The 18762-nt window shown below is 66.4% G+C and carries 20 protein-coding genes; 13 read left to right on the forward strand and 7 right to left on the reverse strand.

Annotated elements, in window-relative coordinates:
* Nucleotides 1–125: 125 nt before the first annotated feature.
* Both casB and casA read right to left on the reverse strand, forming a co-directional pair.
* Nucleotides 126–782 (reverse strand): type I-E CRISPR-associated protein Cse2/CasB, encoded by a 657-nt coding sequence (gene casB, locus AC5W54_RS20860; RefSeq protein WP_495964023.1) that lies wholly within the window; start codon nucleotides 780–782, stop codon nucleotides 126–128.
* Nucleotides 779–2461, reverse strand: coding sequence for a type I-E CRISPR-associated protein Cse1/CasA (gene casA / locus AC5W54_RS20865; RefSeq protein ID WP_495964024.1), 1683 nt, complete (start codon nucleotides 2459–2461; stop codon nucleotides 779–781). Before casA ends, casB begins: the two co-directional genes overlap by 4 nt.
* A 218-nt stretch (nucleotides 2462–2679) precedes the next feature.
* Here casA and AC5W54_RS20870 point away from each other — a divergent pair, with 218 nt between their 5' ends.
* Entirely contained in the window at nucleotides 2680–3111 is a 432-nt protein-coding gene (locus AC5W54_RS20870) for a DUF29 domain-containing protein (protein ID WP_495964025.1), read from the forward strand.
* 8 nt (nucleotides 3112–3119) lie between these two features.
* Here AC5W54_RS20870 and cas3 read toward each other — a convergent pair whose 3' ends face one another.
* The gene (cas3, locus tag AC5W54_RS20875) at nucleotides 3120–5798 is read right to left on the reverse strand and encodes a CRISPR-associated helicase Cas3' (protein WP_495964026.1); all 2679 of its coding nucleotides are present in this window, start codon (nucleotides 5796–5798) and stop codon (nucleotides 3120–3122) included.
* 150 nt (nucleotides 5799–5948) lie between these two features.
* Between cas3 and AC5W54_RS20880 the strand changes: the two genes are divergently transcribed.
* Together AC5W54_RS20880 and AC5W54_RS20885 are read left to right on the forward strand one after the other, a co-directional pair.
* Complete coding sequence (locus tag AC5W54_RS20880; RefSeq protein WP_495964027.1) at nucleotides 5949–6818, forward strand: WYL domain-containing protein; 870 nt, start codon at nucleotides 5949–5951, stop codon at nucleotides 6816–6818.
* 490 nt (nucleotides 6819–7308) lie between these two features.
* Nucleotides 7309–8310, forward strand: a complete 1002-nt coding sequence (locus AC5W54_RS20885) for an aldo/keto reductase (RefSeq protein ID WP_495964028.1) — start codon at nucleotides 7309–7311, stop codon at nucleotides 8308–8310.
* Nucleotides 8311–8394: 84 nt separating this feature from the next.
* On the opposite strand, the gene AC5W54_RS20890 is transcribed toward AC5W54_RS20885, so the two are convergent.
* The 4 genes from AC5W54_RS20890 to AC5W54_RS20905 all read right to left on the reverse strand — a co-directional run bounded on the left by AC5W54_RS20890 (nucleotide 8395) and on the right by AC5W54_RS20905 (nucleotide 11423).
* Nucleotides 8395–8628: a metallothionein gene (locus tag AC5W54_RS20890; RefSeq protein ID WP_495964029.1), complete on the reverse strand. Its 234-nt coding sequence runs from the start codon at nucleotides 8626–8628 to the stop codon at nucleotides 8395–8397.
* Between the two features lie 210 nt (nucleotides 8629–8838).
* Nucleotides 8839–9432 carry a malonic semialdehyde reductase gene (locus AC5W54_RS20895; RefSeq protein WP_495964030.1) on the reverse strand — a complete coding sequence of 198 codons (594 nt, stop codon included), beginning with the start codon at nucleotides 9430–9432 and terminating at the stop codon, nucleotides 8839–8841.
* Between the two features lie 80 nt (nucleotides 9433–9512).
* The gene (locus tag AC5W54_RS20900; protein WP_495964031.1) at nucleotides 9513–10193 is read right to left on the reverse strand and encodes a phosphate signaling complex PhoU family protein; all 681 of its coding nucleotides are present in this window, start codon (nucleotides 10191–10193) and stop codon (nucleotides 9513–9515) included.
* 24 nt (nucleotides 10194–10217) lie between these two features.
* Nucleotides 10218–11423, reverse strand: a complete 1206-nt coding sequence (locus AC5W54_RS20905; protein WP_495964032.1) for a Na/Pi symporter — start codon at nucleotides 11421–11423, stop codon at nucleotides 10218–10220.
* A gap of 199 nt (nucleotides 11424–11622) precedes the next feature.
* On the opposite strand from AC5W54_RS20905, the gene AC5W54_RS20910 reads away from it, so the two are divergent.
* The 10 genes from AC5W54_RS20910 (at nucleotide 11623) to AC5W54_RS20955 (ending at nucleotide 18742) form a co-directional block, all read left to right on the forward strand.
* Nucleotides 11623–12288, forward strand: a complete 666-nt coding sequence (locus tag AC5W54_RS20910; protein WP_495964033.1) for a hypothetical protein — start codon at nucleotides 11623–11625, stop codon at nucleotides 12286–12288.
* Between the two features lie 93 nt (nucleotides 12289–12381).
* Nucleotides 12382–13272 carry a metal ABC transporter permease gene (locus tag AC5W54_RS20915; RefSeq protein ID WP_495964034.1) on the forward strand — a complete coding sequence of 297 codons (891 nt, stop codon included), beginning with the start codon at nucleotides 12382–12384 and terminating at the stop codon, nucleotides 13270–13272.
* A gap of 149 nt (nucleotides 13273–13421) precedes the next feature.
* The gene (locus AC5W54_RS20920; RefSeq protein ID WP_495964035.1) at nucleotides 13422–13577 is read left to right on the forward strand and encodes a hypothetical protein; all 156 of its coding nucleotides are present in this window, start codon (nucleotides 13422–13424) and stop codon (nucleotides 13575–13577) included.
* Nucleotides 13577–14314: a metal ABC transporter ATP-binding protein gene (locus tag AC5W54_RS20925; protein ID WP_495964036.1), complete on the forward strand. Its 738-nt coding sequence runs from the start codon at nucleotides 13577–13579 to the stop codon at nucleotides 14312–14314. Before AC5W54_RS20920 ends, AC5W54_RS20925 begins: the two co-directional genes overlap by 1 nt.
* Nucleotides 14308–15198, forward strand: coding sequence for a metal ABC transporter permease (locus AC5W54_RS20930; RefSeq protein WP_495964037.1), 891 nt, complete (start codon nucleotides 14308–14310; stop codon nucleotides 15196–15198). Before AC5W54_RS20925 ends, AC5W54_RS20930 begins: the two co-directional genes overlap by 7 nt.
* A gap of 44 nt (nucleotides 15199–15242) precedes the next feature.
* Complete coding sequence (locus tag AC5W54_RS20935) at nucleotides 15243–16373, forward strand: metal ABC transporter solute-binding protein, Zn/Mn family (RefSeq protein ID WP_495964038.1); 1131 nt, start codon at nucleotides 15243–15245, stop codon at nucleotides 16371–16373.
* Nucleotides 16374–16510: 137 nt separating this feature from the next.
* Nucleotides 16511–16813: a nucleotidyltransferase domain-containing protein gene (locus AC5W54_RS20940; protein ID WP_495964039.1), complete on the forward strand. Its 303-nt coding sequence runs from the start codon at nucleotides 16511–16513 to the stop codon at nucleotides 16811–16813.
* The gene (locus AC5W54_RS20945) at nucleotides 16810–17337 is read left to right on the forward strand and encodes a hypothetical protein (RefSeq protein ID WP_495964040.1); all 528 of its coding nucleotides are present in this window, start codon (nucleotides 16810–16812) and stop codon (nucleotides 17335–17337) included. The genes AC5W54_RS20940 and AC5W54_RS20945 overlap by 4 nt, the downstream gene beginning before the upstream one ends.
* A 51-nt stretch (nucleotides 17338–17388) precedes the next feature.
* Nucleotides 17389–18072, forward strand: coding sequence for an ABC transporter ATP-binding protein (locus AC5W54_RS20950; protein WP_495964041.1), 684 nt, complete (start codon nucleotides 17389–17391; stop codon nucleotides 18070–18072).
* Nucleotides 18059–18742 carry a TVP38/TMEM64 family protein gene (locus AC5W54_RS20955; RefSeq protein ID WP_495964042.1) on the forward strand — a complete coding sequence of 228 codons (684 nt, stop codon included), beginning with the start codon at nucleotides 18059–18061 and terminating at the stop codon, nucleotides 18740–18742. The genes AC5W54_RS20950 and AC5W54_RS20955 overlap by 14 nt, the downstream gene beginning before the upstream one ends.
* Nucleotides 18743–18762 lie beyond the last annotated feature (20 nt).

An 18762-nucleotide genomic window follows, 5' to 3' on the forward strand; every position in this document is an offset into this window, starting at 1 on the left:
CCAGGCTCACCGCATCCGCCTTGAATTCATCGGAAAATCGACGTCGAGTCTTCTTGGTCATGAACACCTCCATTGCCTCCATTATGAGGCTTATCGGGGTGTCCGCTCCAATTGGACCACTTCAATCAGTCACTGCCGCGCTGATAGCGGGACAGCGCCTCGAAGTAGCCATTGGCCCATAGGAAGCCGAGCCGGCTGGATGGCTGGGGTGCCAATATTCCCTGAGATTCGCGCCACCAGAGCGCGATATTGTCGGCCAGGTGGACAACGCTGACGTCCCGCTTGTCGATCAGCGCCAAGGCGCGCCGTAGTCGCTGCACCAGCTCTTCCGGTGTTTGGCAAGTCAACAGCTGCTGGAAGCGCAACTCGCTCATGTGAGGCTTGCCGGTTTCCTTCTTCTGTTTGCCTAGCTGACTACCCAGGGTGGCATTGGGACTTTCGGCCCTTACCTCAGCCAGCACTAGCGCGATGCACGCCCAGAGCTGCAGCCGATGATTGCGTCGCTTCTCACCTTCCCCTTCGGACGCTGGCAACCGATGCCAGAGATGCCGAAATGCCTCGGTCAGCAGGGCGGCTTCCGGCGATTCACAGCGCCGCAGCATGGCTCTCACTCCCTTTGGCCAGGGTGGTGCTGAGGTAAAGGCTTTCAGCTCCTCGGCGGGCAATGTCAGCCGCTGCCACCAGCGGCGTATGGAAATGGCTTCATCAAATGAGATGGCCCTCCGGTGCTCGGGTATTCCTGTCGTTTCTTTCGCCGCCTGTGGTTCTGCTGTTTCACTCATCGCGCGACCTCCTGAGTTGATATGGCTTCCTTGGTGCCCGCTATCGCAAACCCTCCCTTCTTGGCGAATTGGGTGATGACCTTGCTTCCCTTGCTGCGCCCGGAGAGCCAGGCCTGCAGGTTGCGACGGGCCCCGGTGATGCGCTTCATGTCCAGCTCGGCCACGGGCCCGCTCAGGGCCTGCGCATCGAAAAGCTGCAGGGCTTCTCGTTGGAGCCTGCGATACCAGTCCTCGGCGATATCTGTTGGCATATGAGTGTTCTCGCCATCGACCAGAGCCTGCTGCATGCCAAACAGGGCACGGAAGAACTCGGCCTGGGTCGCCTCATAGAACTGGGTATCGATGGGGCTCATATCGCCCTTGGCATCGGCGGGACGCGAGAACCAGGCGGTCTTGATCTGATTACGCACCATCCAGGCCACTTGGTGGGCCAACTCGGTGAATTCCTGCACCCAGGATCTCAGTACCTCCTGTTTCGCCGGCGGCACCGCCACCAGCGGCATCTCTACGCCATACCAGCCTCGCGGCTTCATATTGTCCATGTCATAACCGAAGGCCCAGAGCCGGGCATGACTCAGCAGCGCCTCGAACGCCTCCCCTTCGCGTCGCGCACTGCGGTTGGCAGGTGCCTTGCCATGGACGTAGTCATGCACCACGGCCGCCGGCAAGGCACCGCTGCGCTCGGCATCCTCCAGTACCAGGTTCGACCAGTGACGATAGCCCAACCCGCCCGGCTGTCCCTTGGTGGAAAGCGGTGGTTCATTGGGCTTCTTTGGATCACGCCGATAGGGAGTCAATGGATGCTGCCAGGGGCCGTCATAGTTGGCACCGTAGTTCTTGGCGCGGATCTCGGAGACAGAGCGGGACGCTTCACGCCCACAAAGATCACACTGACAGGGGCGGTCCTCGAAGAGCAGGCGGAAACGACGCGGCATGGCCCAATAGGCATGCAGGGCATGCATATCACTCGGCGACACGACGGCCCCCTTCTTGTCGCTGAGCCGGGTCGGCCCCATCCAGGGAAAGAGGGTGTCGTCGTCCGGGCGAGGCACCTCAACCTTGCCCTGCCTCGCAAGAGATCTGGTCGGCATTACGTTCAGCCACAACCGTTGCCACAGGCTGGCCTCGGCGTTATCCGGCATCACCAGAGTGGTGAGCGGGCCACCTCCACGCAGCCCCACCCGATAGCCTGCGCCTCCGGATGGCGCATTGATCTGCATGGTAAACAGGGCCAGTGCCGCACAGTCGGGACAGATCGCCTCGACCCGGCTACGCTTGACGAAGTGGTCGGTATTTAGCTTGAGACCGTTGGCACCGGGGGAGTCGATCAGCAGGCCAGCAACGGGACCGGGCTTGGCATCCTCGAGGGGATCCCGGTCTTGCATGAAGCGCGGGCCATCGCCATCCAGTTCGAAGGCGGCTGCTAGCGGCGCAAAGGCGGCATCCAGTTCCTCGATACTTGGCGGCTCGGCTAGGCGATCCATCCAGTCGTCGTGATCCTCTGGTGGCAAAGCGGTCTGCAACAAGCCGATCAGCCACTGGTAGGCGGCGCCCTGGAAGTCGGCGCGGGGCAGCGCCAGATCGACGATATCGGGGTCGGCAATGGCCGAGGGTGGGCAGTAGGCCACGCTTCCATCACTGGCGCGGAGGGGCATCCATGCATGCATAAGCAAGTTCATGTCGACTCCAATAAGTTTGTTTATTCAGTGACTATTGATTCACTGTAGACCATAATCTCCGAATAGCACCCTCCCTGTCCGTTCGGGGTTGAACCGTTTATGTATTCGACGAGTGCTATGTTCCCCGCCCTGGCGGGGCTTTCTCCTCGTGACCCGGTGACGATGCGGCAGTTATCATGTCCAATAGACGTCGCAGGCGGGACCCAAGGAGCCAAGAGATGCCGACACATTACGATCAGGACACCTATGCTTGGGCGCTTGAGCAGGCTGGCCTTCTGCGTAGCGGCAAACTGGATCAGCTGGATATCGAGCACCTTGCCGAGGAGATCGAAAGCATGGGCAAGAGCGAGCGCCGCGCCTTGATCAGCCAGTTGGCTCGACTTCTCATGCACCTGCTGAAATGGAACCACCAGCCTGAACGCCGCTCGCGTAGTTGGCGCCTGTCCATTCAGGATGCCCAGGCCAAGGTGGCTCGACTGCTGGAAGACAACCCCAGTCTCAAGGCGACCATGCCCGAGCTGATGGCAAAGGCCTATGAGGATGCTCGCCGGGCAGCCGCCATCGAGACCGATATTGAGCCAGACAGCTTTCCCGGGGAGTGCCTGTACGATTTCGACGAGGCCATGGCCTTCGTTCCGGAGGAACATTGAGGAAGGGCTCACGCCGGGCTTCCTTCAACGGCGACCAATCCCTGATCGACACTGTAGCGCCAGCCTGAGTCCTCTTCGGCCAGCCACGGCTGTACGTAGCGCAGCGCCTTGTAGCGCTCCTGCAAGGTTTCCCACTGGGCCTGATACTCGCCCGACAGCCGGGCCAACTTGCCGGCCTGGCTCTGGCGCAGCTTGATCTGGCTGAGCATATCGGCATGGCGCTCGCCCTCGGCCCAGAGCCCCAGGCCACCATCGGCGTCACGCTTGAGCAGGGCCACATTCACCGTCGGCTCATCGACCAGACGCGTGCCGATCTCCTGCTCCTCCTGCCACTTGTGGCGATCCCAGACGTAACCGGCCTCCAACTTCAGGGCGTTGAAGTTAGCCATGGACTCGGCAACGCCCTGCAACCCCCGCTGCTCCCAGCGCGCCCCCTGGAGCCCATCCGGCACCAGGTCGATTACCGAACCATAGACGCCCTCGATCAGCAGGCGCGCCTGCTCGGGCATGCGAATCGCCCCCAATTCACACAGGATTCGCTGAGTCAGCCACAGGAGAGAGGTGTCCCGATACACGGCATTCGTGCCCGGCAGGGTGCGTTTCAGCCAACCCTCATCCGGCGCTTCCGACCACTCGGGTGCCAGCACATGGAGAACCGGTGGCCGACGTACGCCACGCACATGACGCTGTAGCCGCCCGGCGCGCTGTATCAGCAGGTCGATGGGAGCGAGGTCGCTGATCATCAGGTCGACATCGCAATCCAGGGACTCCTGGAAGACCTGGGTGCTGATCAGTACCTGACCACGCCGACGCCCCGGGGTGGATGCCTTCCCCAGTCTCTCGATCACATCGGACTCGATACGCTGACGATCGACCATGGCGAAGCGGCTGTGGAAAAGCAGGCAACGCTCCGGCTCATGGTGGCGCTCACGCACCGCCTCAAAGGCGCGGATGGCGTCGTCCACGGTATTGCGCACCCAGGCAACACACTCGCCGGCCTCGATGGCGGCCACGATGACCTCGATGGCTTCCTGCTCTTCGATCAACCACTCGACACCGACCTCACGGGACACTTCGGACCGCGAGCCCAGGGGCACTTCGCGGTTCGCCTCACCGGCGATCTGCGTCAACAACGGAAAGTCACCGCACTCCAAGGGCATGGTGGGTATATCCAGCCCAGCCCGCCAGGCCTCCGCCAGCGACTCGCGCATCGCTTTCGGCAGAGTGGCGGTCAGCAGGATGGCACTGCCGCCCTGGCGTGCGTGATAGCTCAATAGCTGGTTGAGCAGGGTCTGCATGTAGTGGTCATAGGCATGCACCTCGTCGACGATCAACACCTTGCGGGCCAAACCATAGAGGCGCAGCGACTGGTGGCGGAACGGCAGCAACCCCATGAGTGCCTGATCGATGGTGCCTACCCCCACCTCGGCCAGCAGTGCCTTCTTGCGCGAATCGGCAAGCCAGCGATTGCATTGGGCGGTCGCCGTGGATTCGCCGGGATCGTAGTCCCGGTCTCCCGGCTGCGGCCTGTCGATCGCCAGTGAGAACGACTCGTTCAGCTTGCTGGCTCCATGGGCCAGCACGCAGGAAGGGTTGGAATCGACTGTGAAGAAACGGCGATGCAGCTTGCCGAGGCGCTCATACATGGCGTTGGAAGTCGCCATGGTGGGCAAGGCGAAATAGAGGCCCTCGGCATGCCCATCCGCCAGCAGTCGCTGGGTCAGGATACAGGCCGCTTCGGTCTTGCCGGCACCGGTGATGTCCTCGAGGATAAAGAGTTGCGGCCCATCGAGGATCGGCAGGGTCTCGGCCTCACGCTGCAAGGGTGTGGGTGTGATCGCCTCGCCATCGAACCATGCCGCAAGCCCGGCATAGGGCAGCGGCTGCGGCAACCGCGCGAAACCGGTCTCGCTCAACGCCTCCTTGGCCCGCCGCAATCCATGGTGCTCCCAATATTCGGTCAGCGACATTTCCGCTTGGCAGTAGCGGAAATGCTCCTGATTGGAGCCCAGCCAGTCGCTAAGCGTCGCCCAGCCCGCAATGGTCCAGCTGAGCGACAGGAAGACTTCCAGCCATTCGGCCGAGACCAGTTGCTCAACGGGCCACTCGACATCGATCAGGGCCGCCCACTCCCCAACGAACTGCCGGGCCGCCTCGATATCATCGCTGAGGGCATCCCGCCCGAAGAATCGTCCGGTTGTTTCCTGATCGGCCTCGACCGGCTGGCCATGGTGACCAAAGAATGGGATAACCAGAGCCTTCATGGCCTTACGCCGTTGGCGCTGCGCTGAGCGTTCCAACTGAGCATCAGGCCAACGCAAGACGCCCTTTTCCAACCAAGTGAACCAGCACTCCTGCCACAACAGTGCCCCCAGACGATCATGGCGTATGGTGTATTCGTAGCGCTCGATCGGCGGGGCCAGCACGGCACCCTCGGGCCGAGCCAGCCCTTGAAACGTTCGCGAGAATTTACCGAGATCGTGCAGCCCCAACAGGAAAACGAAGAAACGCCGCAGTGCCTCAGGCGACATCTCGAGCCGTGCCGCCAACAGCTGCGTCAGCGGACGCTCGGGGGCGAGCAGATACCAGCCAACCGCGGCGACATCGAGGCTGTGATAGGGCAGCAGGTGGCAGCTCTCCCCCTCTCTCGATGGCTTCGCCTTGCCCCAGTAAAGGAAGTAATTCACTCCCGAACTCCATTCTGTTATTGATTGTTACTGACCCATCTAAGCACCCTATCCCTGCTGTCACCACCACTGTCCATGAAACCAGCATATTTTTCAGGCCGACATTGATCATGGTCATGCCCACGGAACAGCAACCTGCAAGGAGGCTATATGACTGCCATGGAGCCGCTCCCATGGGACACCCTGGCCCGCTACCGGCTGATCGAGATCCTGGCGCTGTGGGAGGGGCGGGTGGCGTCTTCGCATATCGGCCTGGCGTTCGGCATCGGGCGCCAGCAGGCGCAGAAGGCCCTGCGCCACTATCGAGCATTGGCACCGGACAACCTGGTCTATGACGAGTCGCGCAAGGGATTCCTGCCCGCCGAGAGCTTTTCGCCACACTTCACCCTCGGCCGGGTCGAAGAGTACCTACATCTGCTGGGGTCGGGTCAGGGACTGGACTCGCCCTTCGCCGGTCTCGGGCTGGGGGCGGCGGACACCGAGTCGTTGCCCTTGCCCAGCCGCCAGGTGTCGCCGGAGGTGGTACGCGAACTGGTCAAGGCATCGCGGCAGGGGCTACGGCTGGAGGTGACCTATGCGTCGTTTTCCAGCCCGGTGGGGGAAGAGCGCATCATCGTGCCACACACCCTGGTGTTCGCCGCCGGGCGCTGGCATGTGCGGGCTTTCTGTGAAAAGCACCTTGCCTATCGGGATTTCGTGTTGAGCCGCTTCCGGGGGGTACCGGAGCCCTGCGGAGCGATGCTGGGGGCTCATGGCGGCCAGCAAGACGAACAGTGGCACACCCAGGTGGCGGTCAGGCTGATCCCCGACCGGCGGCTGCCCGATGCCGCGCGTGAACTCCTCGCCATGGACTACGGCATGACGGATGGCGAGCTGTTGCTGCATTGCCGAGGTCCGCTGGTGCTCTACGCCCTGCGGGAACTTGGTGTGAACCCACATCACAGCGAACCCGACCCGCGCGCCCAGCAGATCGAGATCGCCAACCGCGAGGCGCTGGCCACCTGGATCCGCTGGGATTGACCCTGGAGCCTCTCCACGAGATTCTCGACGATGGCGGCATGTTCGCCGACAAAAGCGCCGAGACCTGCCCCTATGGGGTCAGACCCCAGCCGAGTTGCCAGGCGTGTCATCGTGCACGTGGCGAGCGGATTCGACGCCGCCGGGGTCTGACCCCCTAGGGCCTTCCAGCGCTGGCAGTCCACCGCCAGAACACTTCCAACATACTGATTTATCAGTAGGCTCCTGGGGATTCCCCAGGGTCTGCCCCCCAGGGACTTCCAGCGCTGGCAGTCCACCGCCAGAACACTTCCAACATACTGATTTATCAGTAGGCTCCTGGGGATTCCCCAGGGTCTGCCCCCCAGGGACTCCCAGCGCCGGCAAGCTGGCCGGATCGCCCGATCGGTGGGAGTCTCCACCTTGCGATCCCCTACCCCGCCTCGGCATGATGAAGCGCTACCGCCGCCGGCCCCGCCGGCGTGCCTTTCCCTGCCCCTGATCAGGAGTCTCCATGTCGACCGTCTTCGCTCGCCTGAAGGAAGTGGCCTCGCCCCGCATCGGCCTGGGCTGCATGAACCTCTCCCATGCCTACGGCAGCCCGGTGTCCGAGCCCGAGGCGCTGCGCGCCCTCGATGCCGCCTTCGACATGGGCTATCGCCACTTCGATACCGCGACCCTGTATGGCAAGACGGCCAACGAGCAACTGGTGGGCAAGGCGCTGGCGGGCAAGCGGAATCAGGTGCTGCTGGCCAGCAAAGGCGGCATGGCCTTCGATGCCGAGCTCGGCCGGAAGGTGATCGACGGGCGCCCCGCGACGCTGCGCCGGCAGTGCGAGGCGAGCCTCACGCGGCTGCGCACCGACCACCTGGACCTCTACTACCTGCACCGCTGGGACAAGAACGTGCCCATCGAGGAGAGCGTCGGGGCGCTGGGGCGCCTGGTGGAGGAGGGCAAGATTCGCGCGATCGGGCTCTCCGAGGTCTCCGCGGTCACCCTGCGTCGCGCCCGGGCCGAGCACCCCATCGCGGCGGTGCAGTCCGAATACTCGCTGTGGACCCGCAACCCCGAGATCGCGCTGATCGCGGCGTGCCGCGAGGCGGACACGGCACTGGTGGCCTTCAGCCCCCTGGGGCGGGGCTTCCTGACGGGCACCATCACGGCGGTGGAGGGCCTGGACGCGAACGACATTCGCCGAGGCATGCCGCGCTTCAGCGCAGAGAATCTCCCCCATAACCTGCGCCAGCTGGAAGCGGTGCGGGCGGTGGCCGCCGAGCTGGAGGTGCCGCCCGCGCAGCTGGCGCTGGCCTGGCTCAGGGCGCAGGGGGAGGACGTCCTGCCGATCCCCGGGTCGCGCTCCGTGGCGCATATGCGCGAGAACCTCGCCGCCGAGGAGCTCCGCCTGGAGGCCGCGACCGTCACCCGCTTGAACGCCATGCTGACGCCGGACCAGGTGGCGGGCGAGCGCTACAGCGAGGCCCTGCAGGGAGAAATCGATACCGAGGAGTTTGGTTAGACACTATCCGAAACCAGCACCCCCGCCTGGGCCCGAGGAGCCGAGAGGCGGGGGTGTCGCGCCGGGCGGGTCGGTGGTCCCGAGTCAGTTGTGGTCGACCAGCCCCGAGTCACCGGCTTTTTCGGCACAGTGGGCGCAGCAGTAGATCGTGTCGTCGTGCTGGACACCGTGCCCGACCACCCGGCAGCCGCACTGCACACAGGTCGGCGCCAGCTTGTGGATGGCGCATTCGAAGGAGTCGAAATCGAAGCTCTCACCGTCCTTGCTGACCGTGAAAGTGTTGTCGTATTGATTACCGCAAGTGGCACAGGTACCCATTACGCACCTCCTGTCTTCAGCGAGTGAATCTTCACCAAAGCCTTCCGCCGCGATTTCCCACGCGGCGGCCTCCCCTGCCTCACCCTCAAGCCTAGTGGACACCCGGCGCGGCAGCGATCCCCCTCGCCGCTCGCTTGCCGTAGCGTGCCGGCACGACCACCGCCACCATGCCGGACGGGAACGAACGGCCCCCCTGGCCGCCGGAAACCCTCACAGCACCTCCGCCACCTCCTCGAACGCCAGCCGCGGCGCCCGGGGGCGGGTCGCCTGCGGGTCGGCGACGCCCAGGTTGACCAGGAAATTGCTCCGGTAGCGGCCGTCGGGGAAGAACTCCTCGTCGACCATGGCGTTGTCGAAGCCGCTCATGGGGCCGGCGTCCAGGCCCAGGGTGCGGGCGGCGAGGATCAGGTAGCCGCCCTGCAGGGTGGCGTTGCGCAAGGCGGTGTCGCGGGCCTTGTCGGGGTTGGCGGCGAAGCGCTCGCGGGCATTGGGCGAGTGGGGGTACTGGGTCGGCAGGTGCTCGTAGAAGCGGATGTCGGTGGCCACGATCACGGTGGCGGGGGCCCGGACGCTCTTGTCGCGGTTGCCCTCGGAGAGCGCCGGGACCAGCCGCGACTTGGCCTCGAGACTGGTCACGAAGACGTAGCGCGCCGGCTGGCAGTTCATCGAGGTGGGGCCCCACTTCAGCAGGTTGTAGAGCCGCCGCCAGGTGGCCGGGTCGACGGGCTCGTCGAGAAAGTCGTGGGCGGTGTGCGCCTCTCGAAAGAGGGTATCGAGGGCGTGGTCGTCGAGGGACGGGCGCATGGGGTCCTCCTCGTGGCTGCGCCCCTCGACTCTACGATATCCGCCGGTGAGCGGTCACTTCCGCGCCCGGCGGTGTCGGCTCACGGCTCGTCGCCGCCCTCGAGGGGGAAGTCGAGGTCCTCCAGGCGCCCCGTCACCGCGGTGGCGATATTGGCCAGGTGGGAGGCCACGCGCTTGTAGTGCCGTGCCAGCAGCGAGTAGGCCACGGCCTCGTGGAACTCGATCGGGTTCTCCTCGCGCAGCAGCGCCTCGATGAGCCGGTCGCAGTGGCCGCGGATCTCCCGCGTCGCCGCCAGCACCTGCTGGGCCTGGCCCTCGTCGGCGTCGCGGGTGGCCTCGATCAGCCGGCCGAACGTGCCGCTCAGCCGCTCGGCCATGCGATCCAGCGGCTCCTGGTAGTCGGCCACGTGGAAGCCCTCGGTGTAGAAGGCGCCCACCTCGAAGACGTTCTTGCAGTAGTCGCCGATGCGCTCGGCGTCCTTGCCCACGCTCATCAGCGCCAGGCAGATGGCGACATCGTGCCCGGGGTTGACGGTGAGGTGGCGCAGCACCTTGCGGCGGATCGAGCGCTCGAGCTCGTTGATGGCGCGGTCGCGGTCGTAGAGCGGCCGGCGCACCTCCTCGGCTGGCACGCTGCCGTTGAGCACCTCGTCGGCACGGGCGAACATCCAGGCGCCGTGCTCCAGCATCAGGGTCAGGTCCTCGAACGCCTTGTCGAGGGTTTTCTCGGCGGTCAGGGCGCTGTAGAGCTGTCGAAACATGGGGAACCTCCCGGTTGGCCGCGCTCAGCGCAGGCTAATGAACAGTTCGGTGGCGGCGATGCCGGCGAGCGGGATCACCAGGAAGACGCCGACCAGGAAGAGGAATGCATAGCGCGTCTGCTTGCCGGCCAGGCGGCCATACCAGGTGGCCACCCTGAGGGGAATGCGCCGCAACGGGTACCAGATGGCGGTGCCGATCAGGTTGAAAGTGACGTGGAACAGCGCCACCGTCATCGCCGCCGCCATGGGATTGGCCGTGGCGGCCAGCACGCTGGTGACGGTGGTGCCCAGGTTGGCCCCCATCATGAAGGGTAGCACCCGGCGAATGCGCACCACCCCGGCCCCGGCCAGCGGCACCATCAGGCTGCTGGTGATGGTGCTCGACTGCACCAGCACGGTGGACACCAGCCCCACGCCGTAGGCCCGCAGGTCGGTGCGGAAGAAGTAGGTCCGGAACAGGCCGTCCATGTGGCGCAGCAACGCGCCGCGCAGGTTCTGCACCATGAACACCAGCGCCACGAACATCAGCAGCAGGCCGAGCCCGGCCACGAACAGCCCCTGGGCGGCGGCGCTCGGCATCAGCGCCCCGCCCACCCAGTTGGCGGCATCGACCACCGGGGCGGTGATGACCTTGATCGGACTGTTCGGCCGCGCCACCTCCTCCAGCCCGATCAGGTCGGCCAGCCAGGCGGCAAGGCGAGTGAAGATCCCGAGGCCGCTCGCGTGAAACAGGCCGCTGAGCCACTCCAGCGGGAATACCAACGCCACGGTCAGGATATTGAAGAAGTCGTGCAGCAGCGCCGCGGTGAAGGAGCGGCGGAAGTTGCGCCGGATGCGCATGTTGGCCAGGGCCACGATCACCCCGGTGACCGCCGTGCCGATGTTGGCCCCCATGATGGCGAACACCGCGGTGCCCAGCGTCATCTCGCCGCTGGCCACCAGGGTCACGATCAGCGCCGAGGTGAACGACGAACTCTGCACCACCATAGTCACCAGCACGCCGGCGAGCAGGGCGATGAAGGGGTTCGCGCCGTAGGCGAAGAGCTGGGTCAGGACGTCGCTGGCCCTGCCGAAACCGCCCAGCCCGGAACCGAGCACGTTGAGGGCGGCCAGGAACAGGTACAGGCAGAGCCCGGCATAGAGCCCCCGCAGCCAGGCGGGCGTCTCGCGGTCTGGCTGCCGGGCGAGCGCCCGGTCGGCGGCGGGAAGAGGAAGATCGGTTTTCGACATAAGGAGCCTGCTGGGTGGCGGCACGGTCATTGTGACGGTTGCATGACGGATTCATGTCTGTGCGCGCACGGTAACGTCCCTTCATGACAATTTGGTTACAGCCTGGGGGCTCTATCCATCTCGCGGCTCGATCGACCACTCCGCCCGGATGGCCCGCCGGTGCTACGCTTGGAAAGCCCCCTGCCCTGCGGAGACCACCATGCCCTCGACTCGCCTGCTTGTCTGCCTGCTGGCCCTGCTGCTGACCGGGCTTGCCGCCCCTACCCTGGCCCAGACACCTGAGCAGGAGCGACAGGCCTACGAGAACGCCCTGGCCCGGGGCGAGCGCCACGCCAACCTCTGGCAGGCGGGCTGGACCGGGGTCTACGCCACCAGCCTGGCGGTGAACGCCTGGCAGGCCAGCGAGGCGAGCGACCGCGACGACCGCTACGACGCCCGGGTCGGGGTGGTGAAGTCCGCCCTGGCGCTGGGCGGCATGTTCCTGGACCGTCAGCCGCACCCCCGCGCCCACCGGGAGCTGCGTGACGGCGAGGGCGATCTCGAGAGCGCCCGCCGGCTGCTCCGGGCCGTGGCCGAGGAGGAGCGCCAGCGGCGCAGCCTGGAGGCGCGGCTGGGGTCGCTGGCGGTGAACGCCGCGGCGGGGCTGCTGATCGCCGTGGGCGATGGCCGCGAGCGCGACGGGGCGATCAACTTCGCCACCGGCATGCTGGTCAGCGAGCTGCAACTGCAGACCCAGCCGCGCCAGGCCACGGCGGCGGTGAACCGCTTCCAGCCGGCGCGGGTATCGCTGGGCGATATCCACCTCGAGGGCGAATACGCCTTCCTGGTGGGACCCAACCAGTTGGGCGTCGCGCTGCGGTACTGAGCCGGCCGGCGCGGCTCGAGTCACATAGCACCGGATGCATTCGCATAAATGTTATGATATAACATATCTAAAGCAGTCTTCCGGATGCCTCCGATGCTCGATACCCTGCTGTGGTGGGTCACCTCGCCGCTGGACTACGCCTTCATGCGGCGCGCCCTGGCCGCCTGCATCGCCCTGTCGCTGACCGCTCCCGTGATCGGCGTGCTGCTGACCCTGCGCGGCCTGAGCCTGATGGGCGAGGCGCTGTCGCACGCCATCCTGCCCGGCGTGGCCGTGAGCTTTCTGCTGGCGGGCTTCTCGCTGCCACTGATGATGCTCGGCGGTCTCGCCGCCGGCCTGGTCACGGTCACCGTGGCCGGCAGCATCTCCGCCATCAGCGGGCTGCGGGAGGACGCCGCCATGGTCAGCCTGTTCCTGGTCGCCATGGCGGCCGGGGTGATGGTGATGTCCCTGTCGGGGTCGCCGCTGGACCTCGGCCATGTGCTGTTCGGCTCGGTCCTCGCCGTCGACACGCCCACCCTGCTGCTGGTGGCAGCGGCCAGCAGCGCGGTGCTGGCCACGGTGGCGGTCGCCTTCCGGGCCCTGGTGGTGGAGTGCCTCGACCCGACCTTCCTCACCCTGCAGGGGCGGCACGCCGGGTGGTTTCACGCCCTGTTCATGGTGCTGGTCGTCGCCAGCCTGGTGATCGGCTTCCAGGCCCTGGGCACCCTGATGGCCGCCGGGTTGATGCTGCTGCCCGCCGCCGCGGCTCGCTACTGGAGCCAGCGGCTCGAGGGCATGATCGCCATCGCCGTGGGCAGTGCGCTGGCGGCCAGCGTGGGCGGCCTGCTGGCGTCCTACCACCTGGAGCTGCCCAGCGGGCCCAGCATCATCCTGCTCGCCGGTGCGGGCTACCTGATCTCGCTGCTGGTCGCCCCCCGCGGGGTACTGGGGCGGCGTTGGCGACGACGGCTTGCCCGACCACGACACCGGGGTGCGGCATGAACCGGCGAGGCGGTGCCATTTCTCGCCAGATGCGGGATACTGCCGTCCCGGGCGGCCATCAGCCCGGGAAAATGATCGCCGTGAGGCTGTGCTCGCGTCGCGCATTTGTTATGTTATATCTTATTCCCGATCGTCGGAGGAGCCGTGTCATGGCACACCGCTCACACACCCATCGGCACCGCCCCGAGGGGCCCTGCCACTTCTCGTTGATGTCGCTGTCCGCCACGCGCCGGCTGCTGCTGGTGACAATACCGCTCGTGCTGCTGTGGCTGACGGTGTCCTGGGCGGCGGGCTGGTGGTCCTGATGTCGCAGGCCGCCGCGACCCGCCTGCAGCTGCACGACCTGCAGCTGGCCCAGGGCAATCGTACCGTGCTCGAGCACGTGGAGGGCAGTTTCCGCGACGGCGCCATCACCGCGCTGGTCGGCGCCAATGGCACCGGAAAGAGCACCCTGATCCAGGGCATCATGGGCATCCTCAAGCCGATCACCGGCCGCGTCGTGTGCTCGGTGCCCAAGGAGCGGCGCGCCTGGCTGCCGCAGCAGTTGGCCCTGGACCTCACCTTCCCGATGAGCGTGGAGGAGCTGGTGATGACCGGCAGCTGGCCCAGCCACGGGGCGCTGACCGGCTACTGCGCCGCCCACTACCGCCGCGGCCGGGAGATCATGGCGCGGCTGGGCATCTCCCACCTGGCTCACCGGCCGCTGGGCGAGCTCTCCGGCGGCCAGCGCCAGCGCGCGCTGATCGGCCGTACCCTGATGCAGGAAGCCGAGCTGCTGCTGCTCGACGAGCCCTTCGCCAACGTCGATGCCGAAACCGTGGACGTGCTGATGACCGTGCTGCGCGACATGGCCCAGGCCGGTGCCACCATCATCGTGGTGCTGCACGACATGGAGCAGCTCTCGCGGCTGGCCGATGAGGTCGTGGTGCTGGCCGGCGGCCATGTGCAGTGGTCCTCGCCCGACGCCATCCTCAAGACCCAGGTGCCGTTCGCGGCGGCCGCCTCGCTGTCGATCGCCATCCCGGGAGTGGGCACATGCTAGCGCTGCTTCACGAGTGGCTGATCGCCCCCTTCGACTACGGCTTCATGCGGCGCGCCCTGGTGGCCGGCCTGGCCCTCTCCCTGGCCGCCCCGCCCATGGGCGTGTTCCTGGTGCTGCGCGGCATGAGCCTGATCGGCGATGCCATGGCCCACGCCATCCTGCCGGGGGTCGCGCTGGGCTTCCTGCTCGCCGGCTTCTCGCTGCCGATCATGAGCCTCGGCGGCGTGCTCTCGGGGCTGCTGGTGGCGGTGCTGGCGGGCAGCGTGTCGCAGATGACCGGCCAGCGCGAGGACGCCGCCATGGCCAGCTTCTTCCTGATCTCGCTGGCCGCCGGGGTGATGCTGGTCTCGCTGGGCGGCAGCAGTGTCGACCTCACCCATGTGCTGTTCGGCTCGATCCTCGCCGTCAACAGCACCGCCCTGATCCTGATCGCCGCCATCAGCAGCCTGATCGTGGTGACCCTGGCGGTCATCTTCCGCGCCCTGGTGGTGGAGTGCCTCGACCCGCTGTTCCTGCGCGGCCAGGGCGTCCACGGCGGCCTGGTCCATGGCATCTTCCTCGGCCTGGTGGTGCTCAACCTCACCGCCGGCTTCCAGACCTTGGGCACGCTGATGGCCGTGGGCCTGATGATGCTGCCGGCCACCGCCGCGCGGTTCTGGAGCAAGCGCCTGGAGGGGCTGATCGGTGTCGCCATCGGCATCGCCATGGTCGCCAGCAGCGGCGGCCTGCTGCTCTCCTACCACCTCAGCATTCCTTCCGGCCCGGCGATCATCCTGCTGGCCGGCGTCGGCTACATGCTTTCCGCCCTGTTCGGACGACACCACAGCCTGCGGGCCCGTCTGCAACGGCAAGCCGCCCCGCTGGGTGCCCCCGAACCCCACTGACATCGTGACCGAAGTCCATTGACATCATTCCAAGGAGCCCTTGCATGCTGCGCAGTCTCAGACCCTCCGCCCTGGTGATAGGCACCACCGCCATGCTGGCACTGCCGGCCGCCTTCGCGGCCGAACGCGTCCAGGTGGTCGCCAGCTTCAGTATCCTCGCCGACATGGTCCAGAACGTCGGCGGCGAGCACGTCGAGGTGACCTCGCTGGTGGGCCCCGACAGCGACACCCATGTCTTCTCGCCCAGCCCCAGCGACGCCCGGACCCTGGCCGATGCCGACCTGGTGGTATTCAACGGCCTGCGGTTCGAAGGCTGGATGGAGCGACTGATCGACTCCAGCGACTATGCCGGCCCGCGGGTGGTCGCCAGCGAGGGCGTCGCCCTGCTGGACTATCACGGCCATGCCCCTGAGCACGCCCACGGGCACGACGACACTCCCGATGAGCACGGCCACGACGACGATCATGGCCACGGCCACGATGATGACGACCACGGCCACGATGATGACGACCACGGCCACGGCGATGACGACCACGACGGCCACGCCCATGGCGACCAGGACCCCCACGCCTGGCAGGACCTGGCCCTGGCCCAGGTCTACGTGATCAATATCCGCGACGGCCTGGTCGAGGCCGACCCGGCCAACGAGATCACCTACAACGAGAACGCGGAGCGCTATATCAACGAGATCGAGGCCACCGAGGAGGAGATCCGCGAACTGCTTACCGAGATCCCCGCCGCCACCAGCGTGATCACCGGCCACGACTCCTTCGGCTACTTCGCCAACGCCTATGGCCTGCGCTTCCTCTCGCCGGTGGGGCTCTCCTCCGAGGCCGAGCCGAGCGCCGCCGACATGGCGCGCCTGATCGACGTGATCCGCGAGCAGAACGTCCAGGCGCTGTTCCACGAGAACATGACCAGCCCGGCCGTCATCAACCAGCTCGCCGAGGAGACCGGCCTGCCCGTCGCCGGCACCCTCTACGCCGACGCCCTGGCCGCCGAGGGCGAAGCGAGCACCTATCTGGGCATGATGCGCCACAACGCCAAGACCCTGCATGACGCCCTGGCCGAGCCGGGCCACGACGACGACCATGATGAGCATGGCGATGACGACGACCATTGCCACAGCCACGACCACGACGATCACGGTCATGACCACGGCCATAGCCACTGAGCCCAGCGGCTCTCTGCATGATCCATGGGGGGCGCCTTCGGGCGCCCTTTCTTGTGGCAGCCGCCAGCGTCAGGGGGAATGCTAAACTATGGCTGTCACAGGCGTTGGACACCCGGCATCACAAGGAGCCCCACCCTATGCGACTCACCCGCGATCAACGGGAGACCATCGTATCCTGCGTCCGCGAGTTCGCGGGAGAGGGCACCGACGTGCGGGTGTTCGGTTCCCGCCTGGATGACAGTCGCCGCGGGGGAGACCTCGACATTCTGATCATCACGGCGAACCCGCTCCCGCGCTTGACGCTGGCCGAGCTCAAGCACGCGCTGGAGCAGGCGCTCTATCTGCCTGTGGATATCCTGAATTATGCACAGGGCCAGCCCCCGACCCCGTTCCAGGCCATCGCCCTCTCGCAGGCCAAGCCGCTGGACGATGCCGCATGACCATCGATGTCCTTGATGATCAGCAGCAACACCTGGCCAGGCTGCTGGAGGCCATCCAGCGCTGTGCCTGGTTCCTCCATGAGTCCGAGGCCAAGATCGACTGGCCCATCGAGGCCGATTGGCTGGGCAAGCGCAAGAAAGACGAGGAGCTCTTCGAGACCCTGGCCGCCATCAACGAGCGTTTTGCCAAGCTGCAAGACACCCTGGCGTCCGCCATGCGCCATAGCGCCCTGCTGATGGGCGAACCCACCGACAGCTTCCTCAAGGTGCTGGCCTTCTTCGAGAAGCAGGGGGTCATCGACGCCATGGGCGACTGGCAGCGCTGCGGAGCCGTGCGCAACATGGCGGCCCACGACTACGCCACGGACTATGGGGAGATCGCCGAACACTTCAATCTTCTGCATCAACTCAGCGACATGCTCTATCTCGCCGCACGCCGCTTTCTCGAACTGTGCGACAGCCTGCTCGGCATCCAGCCTGCCACCAACGATTTTGCCGACGAGTTCCAGCGCATCTTCGCCTGAATGAGTCCTTGTGGGACCATCTAGGCTCCGGTTGCCAAGGATGTCCCCGCCATGCTCGAATTCCACCAGGTCCGCAAGGCCTACGCCACGCCCCAGGGGCCGCTGACGGTGCTGGATGGCGTCGACCTGATCCTGAGCGCCGGCGAGAGCCTGGCGCTGATGGGCGAGTCGGGCAGCGGCAAGTCGACCCTGCTGCACCTGGCCGCCGGGCTCGACCTGCCCGATGCCGGTGAGGTACGCCTCGCCGATCGGGCGCTCTCGACGCTTGCCGAACCCGCCCGGGCCCGGCTGCGCCGCGAGACCCTGGGCCTGGTGTTCCAGCAGTTCCACCTGGTGCCGAGCCTGAACGTCGCCGACAACCTGCGCCTGCAGGCGCGCCTGGCCGGCCGCGACGATGCCGCCTGGGCGGCCCACCTGCTCGAACGCCTGGGCCTGGCCGGGCTGGAGAAACGCTATCCGGAGCAGCTATCCGGCGGCCAGCAGCAGCGCCTGGCCATCGGCCGCGCCCTGGCCCCACGCCCCGCCCTGCTGCTCGCCGACGAGCCCACCGGCAACCTCGACGAGACCACCGCGGACGAGGTGCTCGAACTGCTGCTGGCGCTGGTGCACGATGCCGGCAGCGCCCTGCTGGTGGTGACCCATAGCCCGCGGGTGGCGGCACCGCTCGACCGCTGCCTGCGGCTGACCCATGGCCGGGTAAATGACGCCTCGAGCCAGCGACATGACCCGGCGTGACTGGCTGTTTCGTGCTGGCGTGCTCATCGCCGCGGCGATGAGCATGACCCTGGTCTGGCTGGTGCTGGGGCAGCTGGGCATGCCCGACTCCCTGTCGCCCGATGCCCTGTCGCGGTGGTTGAATGGCCGCGGCGCGCTGGGGCCGCTGCTGCTGGTAGCTCTCATGGTGCTGACGGTGGTGGTCGGCCCCCTGCCCACGCTGCCGGTCACCGCCGCCTCGGGGCTGGCCTTCGGTATCCTTCCCGGGGCCCTGCTCTCGGTGACCGGCGCCCTGAGCGGGGCACTGATCGCCTTCTTCCTCGCCCGGTTGCTGGGCCGTGACCTGTTGCGCGAACGGTACCGGAACAATCCGCTGTTCGGTGCGCAAGGCTCGCAACGGCTGCTCTTTGTCACGGTGCTGCTCACCCGCCTGATTCCCATCTTCTCCTTCGCCCTGATCAGTTACGCCGCCGGCGTGACCGCCATCACGGCATGGCGTTTCGCCGTGGCCTCGGTGATCGGCATGCTGCCGATGACCGTGGTGTTCGCCAGCCTCGGCCATGCGTTCGAGCTGCATCCCCTGCTCAGCACCACGGCGGCCATCACGATCCTCGCCGTCATGGTCCTGCTGCCCTGGTACTTGAGCCGCCACCGCCATTCGCGACTGGCCCGGTGGCTGCATCTCGACTGATCCTCTGCCGGGCTCGACCG

The sequence above is a fragment of the Halomonas sp. LMYGS-3 genome, assembly GCF_059509875.1.